The following is a 16964-nucleotide window of genomic DNA, read 5'->3' as shown; positions in this document are numbered from 1 at the left end:
CTGTCCCACTACTAGGCCCGGCATTTACTGATTTCGGTTTCGTTAAAATCATATTTTTTTACCCCATGTTCATCCGTTACTTCTTAGGTAACGGACAACACACATATAGAATACACATCGCTGTGAAAAAAAGAAAAAAAACGATTATGAGGGAATATAAAAGCGGGCACCTAACATTCAATATAAAACATTCTTGAATTTAGGTAATAAAAAGCCTTTGAGCATGAAGATGTTATCCTTCATGTTCAGATAGATTCATGTTGCATATTTTAGAGAAAAAGGAAAAAAAGAAGTTTATTGTTTGTTTGCTATTAATATTTTTACCTATCTTTGTAGCGAATATAATTCCGTTACCTAAGAAGTAACATCAGCATTAAGTCCCTAATCCATAATGCTTTAACAATATCAATCAGAGCATTTTAAAATTACAAACGTAAGAATAATTCGATTTATTTACTTTTGTTCTTTCTTCCAATTCGAAACCCTTTAAATATATCTGTGTTGTTTTAATAGATTTGTGTCCCAGTGATTCGCTAATCATTTCGATAGGTACACCTCTGTACTTAGCAGTCGTAGCCCAAGAATGACGAAGCGTATACGACGTGACGGGCGAATGTAGCCTTAATTTTCTGGACAGGCTTTTCAACTCATTATTAAAACGTCTCAAAGCTGACTGATACTCACGATAGGCTCCTTCTTCATTCCGCTTGTACGCCCCGCTTAATATCCGGAAAAGATAATCTGGATAGCCAGAACTCCGGGCGTCAGATTTATTATACAATCCCCCAATTGCATTCTGCGCTGACTCCAACACTTCTATACTCATAGGAGTACCGGTCTTGGTACGATTGTACTTCAAAAGCCCCCGCTCCAGATTAGACTTTTCCAAATGGGCTAAATCAGAAAAAGGCATTCCACAAAACTGAAACAACAGATTGGCAATGGCCTGCGTCCGGCGAAGCTTTTCCGATTGAGGATCTTTGTTTAATAGCATGTGAAGTTCGCCGATCGGGATAGCTTTCTTCTGACGTGTGTCCACCCCGGTAAAAACATCCCGGAACAAACCATGTACATAAGGAGCCTGATGCATATCGACACCACGATTGTAAATACTACGCAACATACGCATATACGTAGAAATCGTATTGGGCTTCAAACGGGAAGCCATCAGATAGTTGCTATACCTCTTTAGAGTTTTACGGTTTATTTTACTAAACGTGATGGATTGAGTTCCACAAAACTGCGAAAAAGAACGAATAGCGTGTTTATACACATGGGCCGTAGAATAACGACCCTCTTGTCGCAAACAATCGATGTAATTGTTTGCACAAATAGTAAATCGATTTTTTTCCATAAATTATAACTTATCTCATACGTGTTATTAAAAACGTGCGGAATATAGTAAGATTATAGATAAAATGAACCACGATTTTAAATTTACTTACTGTTTTAGATAGAATTTCGAATTATTTCTAAAAAAATAAGTGAAGCCATGCAGTATTTTCAATAACCATGCATTTAACTTATAAAAGAGGGGAAAAAGGGAAATCAAACCATATATCATTAAAACCTACAACCTGAACTTAACAAGTGAAGTGGGGAAAAATAAAAAAAAGAGAGAGAGTTTTTTATACAACGTCCCCAAAAACGAGGAATCCCTGCCAATTTTCGAGTTGGCAGGGATTCATTTTTTATCTTCAAGAAGATAATCTTTTTACTTGCAGTATTTGGTTATCAATTCATCTGCGTTCGGATCACCCAATTCTTTCGCTTTCTTAAAGTTGCCGCAAGCTTCATCTGTCTTCTTCAGCTGTATCTGGCAAAGTCCCAATAAACGGTAAGCCTCACCATATTTAGGATCAGTCTTCAATATATTATTTAAAATCTGAATGGCTTCTTCATACCGTCCTACACGGAGGTTTACAACTGCATGCTCTGCCTGGTAGGTGAGGTCTGTCGGATTCATCTCGATGGCCTTGGCAATATCGTCTAAAGCGCGTTGAAACTGACGTGCTTTCAAAGCTGCCTGTTCGCGATAATAATAGAACACGTCGTTCACTTCTCCCTTGACTGCCGTATGGTAAGCATCATAATCGAGCATTGCATTTCGCGCCTGATCGGCATTCATATTCATCTGCGCACGTTCCAACAAATATGGAGCAAAGTCGGCCGTAATCGGTTGCGGGCAACGGGTAATACAGCTATCCATTAAGGCTACCACTTCTTTCGGATCCCCTTTCAGCAGTTCTTTCGTCTTGGCAGCACTAAAGAAAGTGGCCGGAGAAGCAATATTGCTGGTATTTACCTTTTCATAAGCAGCCAAAGCACCGGCATAGTCTTGTTGGGCAAACAGTATATCGCCTTCCATTTGAATGTAAATTGGCAGCGGATCAATAGCGATTGCCTGACGGACATTCTTCAAAGCGGTGTCATACGTCCAGTCTTTATAAGTTTTCTCCGGCTTCGATAATTGATAAGCATACATTAGCTTACCTATATTATAATATACATCATCTTTCTTCTGGGCTACTTTCAGAGCTTGATTAAAGTCGGCAACGGCTTTATCATACCAGGTCTGATCGTCTTTACCTTTAGATGCATAATAATTGGCACGACGGAGATAACCATCTGCATTGGCAGGGAACTGGCGAATGAAGTCATCCAACAGCTTTTCATAGTCCTCGCCCGAGAGGCTCGAAGAGGCCATGAACAGATATACTAATGCCTGATCTTCCGTTTCAGGTAAACCTTTCCGGATACCAATGCTTTTCAAGGCAGCGTCTCCCAAAGAAAGAGCACTGATTTTCTGCGACATGGCAAAAGCTGCTCCCGCCGCATAACAAGTAGTCACCGTATCGATACCGGATGATTTCTGCGCAATACCAAATACCTGACCTTCCGCATTCATCACCGGACAGCTCACCATCTTATCTTTCATATGCATGCTCAATGTATAATAATGGTATGCTCCGGCTACTTTGGAAACATCTTTCACCTTACCAGTAACGCAAGCGATACTTTTTTGTGTAGAATAAGGAAGCATCCACGCATCGGCTCCTGTCGCCGGGGCTGTTTTAGCAACGACCAGCGCAGGCACTTTCTTCTCGGTGATAGCCACACGAAACTTAATGACATCATACATGTCATTCGCTCCAAGTATTAGGCTGACCGGCATCTGCTTGCCTTCGGAAGTAATCACTACCGCACGTTCAGCTCCTTTAAAAAGAGTATAATCTGATAAAGCCAATCCGTCTTCGGATACAAAGAATCCGTTTCCCGTATTCAGCATTTTATCATTCTTGTCATAAGTCACTATTGAGAAGACTGCACGTTTTGCCTTCTCTACCCATTTTGGGGTTTGTGCCATGCTTCCTTGTACCAGGAAGAAAAGCAGCAAAGGTAGAATTAAAATCTTCTTCATATCAGTCATTGTTTCTTTGTTTCACAGCTTCGTAAATCAGGATACCGGCAGCTACAGAGACATTCAGGGATTCGATAGTGCCCAGCATCGGAATTTTCACCCATTCATCACAGAGGGCAAGGTTTTCATAAGAAACTCCTGTATCCTCAGCTCCCATTATGATGCAGAGGGGACCTGTATAATCGGCCTTGGTATAGTCATAATCTCCTTTTTCGGTAGCAGCCACAATGCGGAAACCACTATCTTTCAGATATTGCAGAGTCGAACGGAGGTTCTGTTCACGGCATACCGGAAGAGTATGTAGCGCTCCTGCCGATGTTTTCACGGCGTCAGCATTGACCGACGCACTACCCCGGACAGGAATAATCACGGCATCGACAGCCGCACATTCGCAGGTACGTGCAATCGCCCCGAAATTGCGTACATCGGTCACTCCGTCGAGCATAACAAAAAACGGATTTTTTCCTTGCTCAAACAAGAAAGGAACAAGATCCTCCGCTTTCTGATAAGTCACAGAAGAAATGAAGGCGATCACTCCTTGATGATTTTTCCGGGTAATACGGTTGATACGCTCTACCGGAACACGCTGAACAGGTATCAGCGTACCTTTCAAAGCTGCAAAAAGCTCCTTGGAAAGATCACTTTGAATATCTTTCTTCACGAGGATCTTATCTATCTCTTTTCCAGCCTGAAGGGCTTCTATCACGGCACGAACGCCGAAAATCATTTCACTTTTATCTAACATCTGGTTGATTTACTATTTTACTATTTACTATTCACTATTTATCAGTTGCGGGCAAGCAGGGATTTGGCATTGCTAAGGGCAGCTTCGGTGAGAGTGGCACCACTAAGCATGTGAGCTATTTCCTCTACCCGTTCTTCGTCAGTGAGACGGCGGATATGGCTGTTGGTTTCCGTATCGCTATCTTTCTTGTATACCTTATAATGAGCACGCCCACGGGCAGCAATCTGCGGCAGGTGGGTGATACTGATTACCTGACGGTTGCGGTCGCCCATCTCCTGCATCATGTCCGCCATACGGTCGGCTATTTCACCGGAGACTCCGGTATCTATTTCATCAAATACGATAGTCGGCAGCTTGACGGCTCCGGCAATCATCGCCTTGATAGAAAGCATGACACGAGCGATTTCACCTCCTGAAGCTACGGAAGAGATATTCTGCAAGGTGCCGTTCTTATTGGCGGAAAACAGGAAGTTGACTGTATCTTCTCCTTGCAATCCCGGCTCTTTCTTCAGTCCCATTTCTATCTGGAAACGAACATTCGGCATTCCTAATGGAATCAACCGGACAGCCAGCTGTTTTTCTACTTCACGAGCAGCTTTCGTACGGGCTTTGGTCAGCACTTCTGCCTGTTGTTTCACTTGTTTATATTGTTCCTCTTTGCGAGCAGTCAGTTCGGCGATACGCTCATCATAGGAAGTGATGTCCGACAATTTGCTGCGGTATTCATCCGTTAGCGCTATCAATTCATCAAGGGTTTGTACCCGATGTTTCTGCTGTAAGGAATAAATCAGATTCAACCGTTCATTCACTTCGTCCAGACGAACCGGATTGAATTCAACGGAGTCACTTTGTAAAGAGACTTCGTGCGAAATATCTTTCAGTTCGATATAAGCGCTCTCCATACGTTCGGTAAGTTCCTTGGCCGGCTGATATACTCTTTGCAGATTATTCAGTGTATTCAGACTGTCTTTCAGATAAGAAAGCAAGCCACCTTCATCCGAAGCAAACGACTGCTCCACCCGGTAAAGTCCGGCTTTTATCTCTTCTGCATGACTTAATGTTTCAGCTTCCTGCTCCAGTTCTTCCTGTTCGCCTTCCACCAAACAGGCTTCTTCGAGCTGTTCGAGTTGGAAGCGGATATAATCTTCATCGGAGCGACTTTTCTCTGCCAGTGACACTAATTCAGCGAGTTCGCGATCTGTCTGTTTCCATTCGTCATAACACAGACGATATTTCGCCAATGCAGCGTCATTATGTGCCAGAATATCAAGCACATTCAACTGAAATCCTTCTTTATTAAGCAGCAGATTCTGATGTTGCGAATGTACATCTATCAGCTGTTCGCCCAGCTCTTTCACTTGTGCCAACGAAGCAGGAGTATCGTTGATGAATGCCCGGCTCTTACCGGAAGACTGCACTTCACGACGCAAAATGCACTCTTCATCATATTCCAACTCGTTTTCTTCGAAAAACGGACGCATACCATAGGCAGATATATCGAAACGTGCCTCTATGATACATTTGGAAGCTCCGTGGCGAATCGCTTTCACATCGGCACGCTGTCCTAACAGGAGTCCGATAGCTCCCAGAATAATTGATTTTCCGGCTCCCGTTTCACCTGTTATAACGGAAAAGCCTGTTTCAAAACTGATATCCAGTTTTTCTATCAATGCGTAATTCTGAATGTATAGTGAACGTAACACCTTCTATTTTAATTAAAGATTAAAAATTAAAAACCGGAAGACAGAGTGGCTACCAGACGGTCGATGATGTCTTGGGCTACTTCCGTCTTCGGCTTCAGAGGATAGTCTGTACGACCTTTCCTGTCGATGATACTTATTTTATTGGTATCATGGCGAAAACCGGCTCCAGCATCATTCAACGAATTGAGCACAATAAAGTCGAAGTTTTTGCGTTCGAGCTTTCCTTCGGCATTCTGCTGCTCATTATTGGTTTCGAGGGCAAAGCCAACCAATAACTGATTTTTCCCTTTCAGTGCTCCTAAATTGGCAGCGATGTCTTGTGTTGCCTGAAGATGGAGGGTTAGTTCCTCTTCTTTCTCCCGCTTAATCTTCTTGTCGGCCACTGTTTCCGGACGGTAGTCGGCTACTGCCGCGCAAAGAATACCTGCATCAGCATCTGGAAAATAGATCTGTGAAGCCGCATACATTTCTTCTGCTGATTCCACATCTACACGCCGGATACGGGAATGTTTCGTTTTGAGCTGCACAGGACCTGTTATCAATGTCACCTGTGCTCCACGACGGGCACATTCTTCTGCCAACGCAAATCCCATCTTTCCGGAAGAATAATTGCCTATGAAACGCACCGGGTCAATTTTTTCGTAAGTAGGTCCGGCTGTAATCATCACTTTCTTTCCGGATAGTTCATCACTCGAAGCGAAGAATTCATCCAATACCCGGATGATGTTTTCCGGCTCTTCCATACGTCCCTTTCCTACCAAGTGGCTGGCTAATTCTCCTGTTCCCGGCTCGATAATGTGATTACCGTAGGAACGCAGTATATCCAGATTTTTCTGGGTGGCGGGATGGGCAAACATATCGAGATCCATTGCCGGAGCAACAAACACGGGAGCTTTTGCCGAAAGATAAGTTGTTATGAGCATATTGTCGGCTATTCCATTGGCCATTTTACCGATAGTAGAGGCAGTGGCAGGTGCAATCAATACAGCATCCGCCCACAATCCGAGATCGACGTGGCTATTCCACGTTCCGTCACGCTGGGCAAAAAACTCACTAATGACTGGTTTGCTGGTCAAAGCCGAAAGAGTGATGGGAGTAATAAATTCTTTTCCCGCCGGAGTAATTACGACTTGCACTTCCGCTCCCTGTTTTATCAGTCCACGAATGATATAGCACGCCTTGTACGCGGCAATACTGCCGGTAATTCCAAGAATTATTTTTTTTCCTTTTAGCATTATTTTGTAATCAAATTACTCATTTCACGCAAACGGATTTTTGTCAATGCCGCCTTAGTGTTCAACGTGAAATCACTATTCAAAATCCAACTGTAATATCCGGGATCTTTCTTCAAAACCTCGGCTACAGACATTCCTTTATATTTTCCGAAGTTGAACACTTCCACCCCATTATCATCGTACACCATGCGTCCGGCAAAGTCTACATTCTTGCTGAAACTTGAATAATCTGCCAGGAACGCAATATCATTCTGAAGATCGGAGTAACGGTCGAGCTGTGCTTTCAGCACTTCGTAAGTGGCCCGTGTATCTGCTTCGGCAGTGTGTGCATCTTCCAGATTCTTGTCGCAATAGAATTTATAGGCAGCAGACAGGGTGCGTTGTTCCATTTTGTGGAAGATCACCTGTACGTCTACAAATTTGCGTTTCGTCATATCAATGTCCACTCCGGCGCGAAGGAACTCTTCAGCAAGGACAGGAATATCAAAACGATTGGAATTAAATCCTGCCAAATCGCAACCTTCAATGTCCCTGGCTATGTTTTTCGCCACTTCTTTGAAAGTAGGGCAATCGACTACGTCGGCATCATAAATGCCATGTATAGCAGAAGATGCTTCCGGGATATGCATTTCAGGATTGATACGTAATGTTTTTGCTTCTTCATTTCCATTCGGATATACTTTCAGATAGCAGATTTCAACAATTCGGTCTGTGTTGATATTGGTTCCGGTTGTTTCTAAATCAAAAAAAACAATGGGATTTTTCAGGTTTAATTTCATTTCTAATTATTTTTTCCACCACAGAGTAACACAGAGTTCCACAGAGTGTTTTTATGTATTTATTGCTCTGTAGAACTCTGTGTTATTTTGCGGTGATTACTATTAATCATTTAGCATCATCGGCATCAGCAGCATCAGCAGGTCTTCGTTTTCTTCCTGCTCTACCGGGATGATTACTCCGGCACGTGAAGGATCTGCGAGTTCGATGACTACTTCGTCTGCTGAAATATTGTTCAGGATATCGATGAGGAATGTCGATTTGAAACCGATGCTCATTGCTGCACCTGCATACTGGCAAACTTGTGTTTCTTCGGCAGAAGTAGAGAAGTCAATATCTTGTGCGGAAATCACAATCTGGTTTTCCTGCATACGGAGTTTAATCAAACTGCTTGCCTGCGACGAGAAAATAGACACACGACGCAAAGCTCCTACCAACTGTTGACGGTCTACGGTCACTTTGTGCGGGTTGTTCTGCGGAATTACCGAGTTGTAGTTCGGGTAACGTCCTTCAATCAGGCGGCAAACCATCCGGTAGCTTTCGAGCATGAATACAGCATTGCGTTCATCGAATTCGATCGTCACTGTGCCTTGTTCTTTCGGCAAAAGATTCTTAAGCAAAGTAGCCGGTTTCTTTGGAAGGATGAAGGCTGCACGCTCGTTACCTTTAGCTGCCAATGTCTTGCAACGCACCAGTTTATGACCGTCTGAAGCAACCATTGTGATGTCTTCTGTGGTAATATCGAAATAAATACCGTTCATCACCGGACGAAGTTCGTCATCGGCAGTAGCAAATACCGAACGGTTGATGCCTCCCAGAAGTACACTTGCCTCCATTTCTACACGGACTGCATTATCACCCAGTGTAGCCGATTGCGGGAATTCATCCGCATTCTGCCCCATCAGGCTGTATTTTCCGTTCTGGTACTGCACTGTTATTTCATAATTATCCGGATTGATTTCAAATGTAAGTGGTTGTTCCGGGATTTCTTTCAGTGCATCAAGCAATGTTTTCGCTACTACGGCAAAACGCCCGTTTGTATCGCTTTCATTCACTTCTACAGTAGTCACCATCGTTGTTTCACTGTCGGATACAGTCACAGACAATGTTCCGTCTTCCAATTCGAAGAGGAAACAATCGAGAATTGGCAGCGCATTTTTTGAATTAATCACACGGCTGATGGCCTGTAAATGGCTGGAAAGAGCAGTACTTGAAACGATAAATTTCATATATTTTCGTGTATTTAAGTTTTAAATGTTCTATCGCACAAAGTTACGAAAAAAGATTTGGGCTGCCCAATAAAACAAAAGAAAAAACAGGCATTGTGTGAGGGATATTACTAAAAAATTGTAACTTCGCCCCAGAATTTAAAATTATCGCAATGGAATTTACAGGAAAAATCATCGCTATCCTCCCCCCGAGAGGCGGAGTTTCAAAAACTAGCGGCAACGAGTGGAAATCACAAGAGTACGTTATCGAAAACCACGACCAATATCCGCGCAAGATGTGCTTCGACGTATTTGGCGCAGACAAAATTGAGCAGTTCAACATTCAAATGGGCGAAGAACTAACTGTATCATTCGACGTTGACGCCCGTCAGTGGAACGATCGTTGGTTCAATAGTATCCGTGCATGGAAAGTAGAACGTGTTGGTGCAGGTGCTCCGATGGCTTCCGGTTCTCCCGTTCCTCCCCCACCTCCGTCAGCTATGCCGGAATTTACTCCGGGGGATGCCAAAGACGATCTGCCATTTTAAACCGAAAGCCATTCGCCGGACGAATAAGCATAAAAAACTCCCGATAGGATTAAATTCTGTCGGGAGTTTTTTTTAGAAAAACGATTGTAAACAAACGGTCATTTTTTATTCTGATTTATATTTCAAAACAATGTTAGGATATACCACTCCGTCTGTACAGGCAAACTGAACAAAGAGGGTGAAATTATGGAAAAAATCGGCGTTACGCAGAAAAAAATCCGGTACAAAACGAACGTGGTTTTCTGATTGCCGAAATATGTGGTCAAAATCCGCCATCAACATAAAGTGGTATGAATCAGACAAGTGATCCATGCCTGCCTGATAGGCCATTACTCCATTAAGCACTTCGCCTTTATCCAGTTGGCGAATATATTGTGACAGAGCATTCTCATCAGGAGCAAGCAACAAACGCCCGTCATAGAACGCCGCATACACATCCAAAGTGGCCTCCACAAAACTGGTCAGTTGTTTAAACAATGTTGTTTGAGGCAACCGATAGACCAAGTATGCCTTATTTACAGTATAACCAAAAGTAATACGGGGAGTTTTTCTTCCTTCATCTGCCGAAGCAGTATTGACAAGGGTACGAAGCATCCTTTCAGCTTCCGTCACATCTGCCACAGACAGGCTCAAGACTGCCGCTGCATCCTGCAACGTATCTTCACGCTGGAAGAGACAGGCAACCAGGTCTTGCCCGGCATTTTCCATCAGATAGCGGGAAAATTCCTTATCTCTATTCTGCACTTCACTCGTGCGGACTGCCCCGTTCTGCTCCTGCGCATTTCCATAAGAAAGTAAAGACGCCCAGTCCGTAATCCCCTGTCTGCTAAAATAGAAAGCAGTGGAGGGCAGTGCTTCACCCGGGAAGCCTTTGACTGATTGCTGCTGGCGAAGTTGTTTTATAAATGCAAAACAAGTGTCTGCATCATGAGTGATGCCGGAGAAATAGATAAAATCATCTTTCATCTTCATGTCAAATTCCGTCCATCCCATCATCCCTTTCATACGGGCATAGATTGTGGCGGTCGCTGCACTTTTTTTTGGAGCACGCACTCCTGTAAAGGTAGGATCATCTGCCAATGATTTACCACTCTTATATGCATCAATAACGTTTTCAATCAGTTTTTTCTGAAAACTTAAGGCCATAAAATCAGACGTCAGATAGCAGGCTAGAAAATCACCATCTGCCATCGGGTAAATGATTATTTCCTCTCCTTTGTAAACAAACGTTTTCGGTGGATAAAGCGAAGATATATATTTACGCACAAACCTGTTTACCAATTCCTTATCCCCATTTCCCAATCTGCAATAAAGTACCTGGTTCCGTTCGTTATCCGGTTCGTGGAAACTAATCAGCATCTGATTCATTTGCCGACTCAAGCCATGGGGAGTATCTTCCGAGAGGGCATAAAGGCTTTGTTTCAGATAAGAAAAAAGTTTGGACACATAAATATATTGCTGATTTTTACTACAAGTCAGATCATCGACCTCCGCTACAAACTCGAGCACATCATCGGTAACAAATACGGCTGAAGTGGTGGATGGAACCAGTTCATAAAGATCAAAATCTTTCTGCCCTTCGGCCGCCGACAGTCTAAAAAAAGAGTACAATGCGAAACCTGAGCACAAAAGTACAACAGAAGACGTGATCGCTATTTTCACTATCGTACGAAGTTTCATAATATTCGCTGTTTATCGGCTAGGTGCAAAAATAATAATTTCTACAAAGAAAACAAAACTTTTGCTAAAAATTTCACCGATAATCAAAGATAGATATCCAATCCGTCGAATGCCAGGTGAATATTTTCCGGAAGGCTCTTTTCAACCTCCGCATGCAAGCCCATATCATGACTCATGTGTATAAAGTACGTCTTCTTTGCCTGAATGCGCTGCGCCACTGCCAAGGCTTCTTCCAAATTCTGATGAGTAGGATGCGTGGCAATCCGAAGTGCATTCACTACCAAAACATCTATTCCCGCCAATTGTTCATAGGATTCTTCGGGCATGGTCAGCATATCAGTGATATAACCTAATTGCCCGATACGATATCCCAGAATAGGCAATCGGCCATGCATCACACGTAAAGGAAGCACCTCCGTGTGGTTAACTGAAAAAGCCTGTCCCACCGAGATTTCCTGCAAAGGAATGTCGGGAACTCCCGGATAACGATGGTCAACAAAACAATAGGGCATACGCAAGCGCAAGCCTTGTGCCACATAATTTTCCGCATAAATAGGCACTGAACCAAACCGGCAAAACGGACGCAAATCGTCCAACCCACCCACATGGTCATAATGTTCATGCGTAATGAGCACACCATCTATCTTCTCAAAAGGAAGACGCAATACCTGTGTCCGGAAATCCGGACCGCAATCTATCAAAATTCGCGCATCATCTGTCTCAACAATAGCAGATGCACGCAATCGGTTATCTTTCGGATCGGTAGAAGTACAAACCGGACATGTACAGCCGATTTGGGGTACTCCCGTCGATGTTCCACTTCCAATGATTCTTACTTTCACTTGTTACTTCTCAATTTATTAAGTTAACTTCCGGGTGGATATCAATGCCAAACTTCTCATGAACAGAGGCTCGGACTGCATCTGAAAGCGCAAGAATATCGCTACCTTTTGCTCCACCAAGATTCACTAACACCAGCGCTTGTTTATCATGTACGGCAGCCGGACCTAAGGCCTTACCTTTCCAGCCGCATTGGTCGATCATCCATCCTGCCGGAATTTTCACCCGATCTTCTGCCAGCTCATAGTAAGGTATCCGGGGATATTCCTGCTGCAGGGCTTCCAGTTTTTCTTTCGGCACAATGGGATTCATAAAGAAGCTGCCGGCATTTCCCATTACCTTCGGGTCGGGCAACTTGCTCTCACGAATATCAATTATCACTTTCCGTACAACAGAAAGCGTCAATGCCGGATATTTTTCAAGCTCCTGACGAATGGTTCCATAATCTAACGTATAATGTTCTTTTTTACTAAGTCGGAAACGGACATAGGTGACAAAAGCCGACTTGTTTTCCGGGCGTTTAAAGATACTGTTGCGGTAGGTATATCCACACTCTTCCACCGAATAAACGCGTTCTTCAGCTTGAATGTTCACCGTTTCCACAGCTGTTATCAGATCTTTCACTTCAACGCCATAAGCTCCGATGTTCTGTACCGCGCTCGCTCCGACCTCACCGGGGATGAGCGACAGGTTCTCCGTTCCATACCATCCATGTTCTACGCAATATGCAACGAAGTCATCCCATACTACTCCCGCTCCCACTCGTACCGACACAGAGTGTTCATCTTCCTCCGTCACTTCGATTCCTTCAATGCGGGAATGGAGTATCAACCCGTCGTAATCTTTGGTAAACAGCAGGTTACTGCCGCCACCAATATGCAAAAAAGGTGTCACAATGGCACCTTGCACAATCAGCTTCTTCAGTTCTTCAACCGAAGAATATTCTAAAAAACGAGCGGCACTGACATCGATGCCGAATGTATTGTAGGGCAAAAGAGAATACATATATTTTTAGTTATAAGTTATACTGTTATAGTGCATCTTAACCTGTATCAGATACTTGTATCTTCAAACTTATACAATTCCCATTCTCCGGCTTTCCGGCGGAAATAAAGGATATTGGAAAAACCATTTCCGATACCTTTCAACGCCAGGATTTTCGTGGGCGAATCATCGTCATTCCGCTGTCCGTAATTAATATTAGAAAGGCGGTCGACAGGAAGTACCGGTTTGAAGGCGAACCACTGATTAAGATCGAGGGTTGTCTCCAAAATGGAGAAATCATCGTCCGGATCACTGGTTACAAAAGCCAACGGCTCCCGCACACGCTGACTCTGAAAAAGACTATCCGTTGCAAAATGTCCGAAAAACTCAACAAAGTTTTCATTATCACTTTGTTCAATGGGCCGCAGGTTGATTGCCTCCAGTATCCATGCACCTTTGATACGTTCAAAATAGTATCTTTTCACCATTCGTGTTTTCACGAACATCCACTCTACCTGCACAGAAGTGAGGGAGGTATCTCCTACTAAATCCATGTCTTCTTCTCTATCAAACAGCAGTGTATAATAATGCTGTTTGGTAAACAAGTCATCATGCTTCCAGTTGCGTTCCTCAATGTTTGACTTCTTATCTCCATTGTAGTAGGGCAATGGAAATTTCACACGCTGACGCTGTAACACATCATCGGAAGCAAAATTGTAAATAAAATCATCGAAAGATTCATCCGCCTGTATAGGCTGCGGATCTTCCGGCGATTTATCATGGTGGCTAGAATCGGCTATCTGCCGGACTGAATCCACCTCTTTAGTAATAGATGCGAAGGGGTCAATATTTGTTTTCTTGTTTCCACAAGAGCTCAATATACCGAGCAGTATGACCCCTGCAATTAGTTTTTTCATTATTTCAGTTTCTCTCTTAACTTTTCAAGCATATCCACCGTCATGCTTTCCAAATTGTAGGCCGGCTTCCATCCCCACTCTTCACGAGCACAGGTATCATCCAGACTATCGGGCCAGCTATCGGCTATGCGCTGCTTCAAAGGATCTATATCATAAATCATCTCAAACTGCGGCACATGCTTCTTGATAGCTTGATATATCGTTTCCGGATCGAAACTCATGGAAGCGATATTGAAAGCATTGCGATGTATCAATCTTGCCGGATCAGCTTCCATCAGTGTGATTGCTGCATTCAGCGCATCCGGCATGTACATCATATCCATTAAAGTGCCTTGCTTAATGGGGCACACAAACTTTTCTCCTTTCACTGCCGAGTAGTAAATATCGACAGCATAATCGGTCGTACCTCCTCCCGGAGGGGTCACATTCGAAATAATGCCCGGAAAACGGACAGCACGGGTATCGACACCGTATTTATTAAAATAGTAATCACTCAATAACTCTGTCGTTACTTTAGTGACTCCATACATGGTACGGGGACGTTGAATGGTGTCCTGCGGTGTTTTCGTGTGAGGCGTACTAGCGCCAAACGAACCGATAGAACTCGGAGTAAACACTGCGCACCCTTGTTCACGTGCCACTTCCAGCACATTCCACAATCCATCGATGCCTATTTTCCAGGCCAGCTTGGGTTTCGACTCGGCAACTACGGACAACAGAGCAGCCAAATTATAAATCGTATCAATGTGATACTCTTTTACTACAGATGCGATCGCTTCTCCGTCCGTTACATCAGCAATAGCCGACGGTCCGGACTCCTTTAATTCCCCTTTAGGTTCTGCACCCGGAATATAACCTGCTACTACATTTGCATTTCCGTAACGTTTCCGTAGCTCCATCGTCAGCTCCGACCCTATCTGTCCGGTAGCTCCAATAATCAAAATGTGTTCCATTTTTTCTTCTGACTTAGAATATCAAGCTTAAATAGTGCGCAAAGTAAGCACTTTTTTTTCAGATTTTAATCAAAAAGACATTGTTATTCCAAGAAAAATTGTGTCCTTTGCAATATAACTTAATCACCCAAACACTATGTACGGTAAAATGCAAGAATATCTCCGCCAAACATTGGCTGAAATTAAGGAAGCCGGACTTTATAAAGAAGAACGACTGATTGAAAGTGCGCAGCAAGCTGCCATCACTGTAAAAGGTAAGGAAGTATTAAACTTCTGCGCAAACAACTATCTAGGATTGTCCAATCATCCCCGATTAATCAAGGCTTCGCAGGAAATGATGAACAACCGTGGATACGGAATGTCATCCGTCCGTTTCATTTGTGGAACACAAGATATACACAAAGAACTGGAAGCTGCCGTCTCGGACTATTTCCAGACTGAAAACACGATTCTGTATGCTGCCTGCTTTGACGCTAACGGCGGTGTATTCGAACCGCTTTTCTCTGAAGAGGATGCCATCATCTCGGACTCGCTAAACCACGCTTCTATCATTGACGGGGTACGTCTTTGTAAAGCGAAACGTTACCGTTATGCCAATGCTGACATGAAAGACCTGGAAAGATGTCTGCAAGAAGCGCAGGCACAACGTTTCCGTATTGTTGTTACGGACGGTGTGTTCTCAATGGATGGCAATGTAGCTCCGATGGATCAGATTTGTGATCTTGCCGAGAAATACAATGCGTTAGTAATGGTGGACGAGTCTCACTCTGCCGGTGTGGTAGGTGCCACTGGTCATGGCGTAAGCGAGTTGTATAAGACTCACGGACGTGTAGATATTTATACCGGAACGTTGGGTAAGGCTTTCGGCGGTGCACTGGGAGGATTTACCACCGGGCGTAAAGAAATCATTGATTTACTCCGTCAACGTAGTCGCCCGTATTTGTTCTCCAACTCATTGGCTCCGGGTATCATCGGTGCAAGTCTTGAAGTTTTCAAGATGCTGAAAGAGAGCAATGCATTACATGATAAACTCGTCGAGAATGTAAACTACTTCCGCGATAAGATGACGGCTGCCGGATTTGATATTAAACCGACACAAAGTGCTATCTGTGCTGTTATGCTGTATGATGCGAAGTTATCCCAGATTTACGCTGCACGTATGCAGGAGGAGGGTATCTATGTGACAGGTTTCTACTATCCGGTAGTGCCGAAAGATCAGGCCCGCATCCGTGTACAGATTTCTGCAGGACACGAAAAAGCACATCTTGACAAGTGTATCGCTGCCTTTATCAAGGTAGGTAAAGAGCTCAACGTATTGAAAGCGGAATAACTCCGAAGCAAGGTTTCCTTGCGGAATCTATATTTTAGGCGCGGATTACACGGATCACACAGATTTCACGTATCTTACACAGTTGCTTTATAACAAGCTTCATTCTAAAAAACGTATAATACGTGAAATCTATGTAATCTGCACCTAAATTCTCTTTTATAAAATGAATTATGAACCGCTACTTGACTACAAAAAATAGATTATGGAAGAACTGACCCTCACTACTCCTGCCCTACTTTTCTCGGCAGTTTCATTGATTTTGTTGGCTTACACCAACCGTTTCTTATCGTATGCCCAACTTGTGCGCCAACTGCGTGACCGCTACGTGGAGAACCCTTCGGATATCACTGAAGCTCAAATCGAGAATTTACGGAAACGGTTGAACCTGACCCGTACAATGCAAGGACTGGGTATTGCAAGTCTTTTTCTTTGCGTAGTCAGTATGTTTCTTATTTATATCGGACTGCAATTATTTTCTGCTTACGTATTCGGACTGGCACTGATTCTGTTGATAGCCTCTCTAGGCGTATCTTTCCGCGAAATACAGATTTCCACCCGTTCACTGGAGATTTACTTGGGAACGATGGAGAAAGGGAAAAACAAAAAATAACACGGTTGACAAT

15 protein-coding genes are annotated in these 16964 nt (G+C 43.6%); 3 read left to right on the top strand and 12 right to left on the bottom strand.

All coding sequences use genetic code 11. The annotated features are described in order from the left end of the window. Positions 1 to 409: 409 nt before the first annotated feature. The 7 genes from DWZ47_RS12145 to dnaN form a co-directional block, all read right to left on the bottom strand. Positions 410 to 1354, bottom strand: a complete 945-nt coding sequence (locus DWZ47_RS12145) for a tyrosine-type recombinase/integrase (RefSeq protein WP_115484066.1) — start codon at positions 1352 to 1354, stop codon at positions 410 to 412. Between the two features lie 360 nt (positions 1355 to 1714). Beyond that, positions 1715 to 3421, bottom strand: coding sequence for a serine protease (locus tag DWZ47_RS12140; protein WP_115484079.1), 1707 nt, complete (start codon positions 3419 to 3421; stop codon positions 1715 to 1717). Between the two features lies 1 nt (position 3422). After that, positions 3423 to 4166, bottom strand: a complete 744-nt coding sequence (gene rlmB / locus DWZ47_RS12135) for a 23S rRNA (guanosine(2251)-2'-O)-methyltransferase RlmB (protein ID WP_004297025.1) — start codon at positions 4164 to 4166, stop codon at positions 3423 to 3425. Between the two features lie 41 nt (positions 4167 to 4207). Further along, complete coding sequence (gene recN / locus DWZ47_RS12130; RefSeq protein WP_022199383.1) at positions 4208 to 5869, bottom strand: DNA repair protein RecN; 1662 nt, start codon at positions 5867 to 5869, stop codon at positions 4208 to 4210. Between the two features lie 26 nt (positions 5870 to 5895). Next, positions 5896 to 7104: a bifunctional phosphopantothenoylcysteine decarboxylase/phosphopantothenate--cysteine ligase CoaBC gene (gene coaBC, locus DWZ47_RS12125; protein WP_022199382.1), complete on the bottom strand. Its 1209-nt coding sequence runs from the start codon at positions 7102 to 7104 to the stop codon at positions 5896 to 5898. Continuing rightward, the gene (locus tag DWZ47_RS12120; protein ID WP_004297028.1) at positions 7104 to 7883 is read right to left on the bottom strand and encodes a 3'-5' exonuclease; all 780 of its coding nucleotides are present in this window, start codon (positions 7881 to 7883) and stop codon (positions 7104 to 7106) included. Before DWZ47_RS12120 ends, coaBC begins: the two co-directional genes overlap by 1 nt. A gap of 102 nt (positions 7884 to 7985) precedes the next feature. Then, positions 7986 to 9110 carry a DNA polymerase III subunit beta gene (gene dnaN / locus DWZ47_RS12115; RefSeq protein ID WP_004297029.1) on the bottom strand — a complete coding sequence of 375 codons (1125 nt, stop codon included), beginning with the start codon at positions 9108 to 9110 and terminating at the stop codon, positions 7986 to 7988. Between the two features lie 152 nt (positions 9111 to 9262). Between dnaN and DWZ47_RS12110 the strand changes: the two genes are divergently transcribed. Beyond that, on the top strand, positions 9263 to 9637 hold the full coding sequence (locus DWZ47_RS12110; RefSeq protein WP_004311494.1) for a DUF3127 domain-containing protein: 375 nt from the start codon (positions 9263 to 9265) through the stop codon (positions 9635 to 9637). Between the two features lie 105 nt (positions 9638 to 9742). On the opposite strand, the gene DWZ47_RS12105 is transcribed toward DWZ47_RS12110, so the two are convergent. The 5 genes from DWZ47_RS12105 to DWZ47_RS12085 form a co-directional block, all read right to left on the bottom strand. After that, positions 9743 to 11317, bottom strand: coding sequence for a DUF3352 domain-containing protein (locus tag DWZ47_RS12105; RefSeq protein ID WP_004311495.1), 1575 nt, complete (start codon positions 11315 to 11317; stop codon positions 9743 to 9745). A gap of 83 nt (positions 11318 to 11400) precedes the next feature. Beyond that, positions 11401 to 12159, bottom strand: a complete 759-nt coding sequence (locus DWZ47_RS12100; RefSeq protein ID WP_004311496.1) for an MBL fold metallo-hydrolase — start codon at positions 12157 to 12159, stop codon at positions 11401 to 11403. 10 nt (positions 12160 to 12169) lie between these two features. After that, positions 12170 to 13162: a UDP-N-acetylmuramate dehydrogenase gene (gene murB, locus DWZ47_RS12095; protein ID WP_004297035.1), complete on the bottom strand. Its 993-nt coding sequence runs from the start codon at positions 13160 to 13162 to the stop codon at positions 12170 to 12172. Positions 13163 to 13209: 47 nt separating this feature from the next. After that, positions 13210 to 14058 carry a DUF4348 domain-containing protein gene (locus tag DWZ47_RS12090; RefSeq protein WP_004297036.1) on the bottom strand — a complete coding sequence of 283 codons (849 nt, stop codon included), beginning with the start codon at positions 14056 to 14058 and terminating at the stop codon, positions 13210 to 13212. Beyond that, a complete protein-coding gene (locus DWZ47_RS12085) occupies positions 14058 to 15011 on the bottom strand; it encodes an NAD-dependent epimerase/dehydratase family protein (RefSeq protein ID WP_004311497.1) in 954 nt (317 codons plus the stop codon). The genes DWZ47_RS12090 and DWZ47_RS12085 overlap by 1 nt, the downstream gene beginning before the upstream one ends. Before the next feature lie 136 nt (positions 15012 to 15147). Between DWZ47_RS12085 and kbl the strand changes: the two genes are divergently transcribed. Next, positions 15148 to 16341, top strand: a complete 1194-nt coding sequence (gene kbl / locus DWZ47_RS12080) for a glycine C-acetyltransferase (RefSeq protein ID WP_008648592.1) — start codon at positions 15148 to 15150, stop codon at positions 16339 to 16341. 202 nt (positions 16342 to 16543) lie between these two features. Next, a complete protein-coding gene (locus DWZ47_RS12075; protein WP_004304023.1) occupies positions 16544 to 16951 on the top strand; it encodes a DUF2721 domain-containing protein in 408 nt (135 codons plus the stop codon). Positions 16952 to 16964: the final 13 nt, after the last annotated feature.

The sequence above is a fragment of the Bacteroides sp. AF32-8BH genome (assembly GCF_003435205.1).
In the GTDB taxonomy this organism is placed as follows: Bacteria; Bacteroidota; Bacteroidia; order Bacteroidales; family Bacteroidaceae; genus Bacteroides; species Bacteroides ovatus.
Note: the sequence above shows the minus strand (reverse complement) of the source record. Positions and strands in the feature narration are given on the sequence as shown.

Coding starts and splice junctions, on each gene's coding strand:
- coaBC (WP_022199382.1), bottom strand. CDS start 7,104: ATGCTAAAAGGAAAAAAAATAATTCTTGGAATTACCGGCAGTATTGCC.
- DWZ47_RS12110 (WP_004311494.1), top strand. CDS start 9,263: ATGGAATTTACAGGAAAAATCATCGCTATCCTCCCCCCGAGAGGCGGA.
- DWZ47_RS12085 (WP_004311497.1), bottom strand. CDS start 15,011: ATGGAACACATTTTGATTATTGGAGCTACCGGACAGATAGGGTCGGAG.
- DWZ47_RS12090 (WP_004297036.1), bottom strand. CDS start 14,058: ATGAAAAAACTAATTGCAGGGGTCATACTGCTCGGTATATTGAGCTCT.
- murB (WP_004297035.1), bottom strand. CDS start 13,162: ATGTATTCTCTTTTGCCCTACAATACATTCGGCATCGATGTCAGTGCC.
- DWZ47_RS12140 (WP_115484079.1), bottom strand. CDS start 3,421: ATGAAGAAGATTTTAATTCTACCTTTGCTGCTTTTCTTCCTGGTACAA.
- DWZ47_RS12120 (WP_004297028.1), bottom strand. CDS start 7,883: ATGAAATTAAACCTGAAAAATCCCATTGTTTTTTTTGATTTAGAAACA.
- rlmB (WP_004297025.1), bottom strand. CDS start 4,166: ATGTTAGATAAAAGTGAAATGATTTTCGGCGTTCGTGCCGTGATAGAA.
- kbl (WP_008648592.1), top strand. CDS start 15,148: ATGTACGGTAAAATGCAAGAATATCTCCGCCAAACATTGGCTGAAATT.
- DWZ47_RS12145 (WP_115484066.1), bottom strand. CDS start 1,354: ATGGAAAAAAATCGATTTACTATTTGTGCAAACAATTACATCGATTGT.
- DWZ47_RS12075 (WP_004304023.1), top strand. CDS start 16,544: ATGGAAGAACTGACCCTCACTACTCCTGCCCTACTTTTCTCGGCAGTT.
- dnaN (WP_004297029.1), bottom strand. CDS start 9,110: ATGAAATTTATCGTTTCAAGTACTGCTCTTTCCAGCCATTTACAGGCC.
- DWZ47_RS12105 (WP_004311495.1), bottom strand. CDS start 11,317: ATGAAACTTCGTACGATAGTGAAAATAGCGATCACGTCTTCTGTTGTA.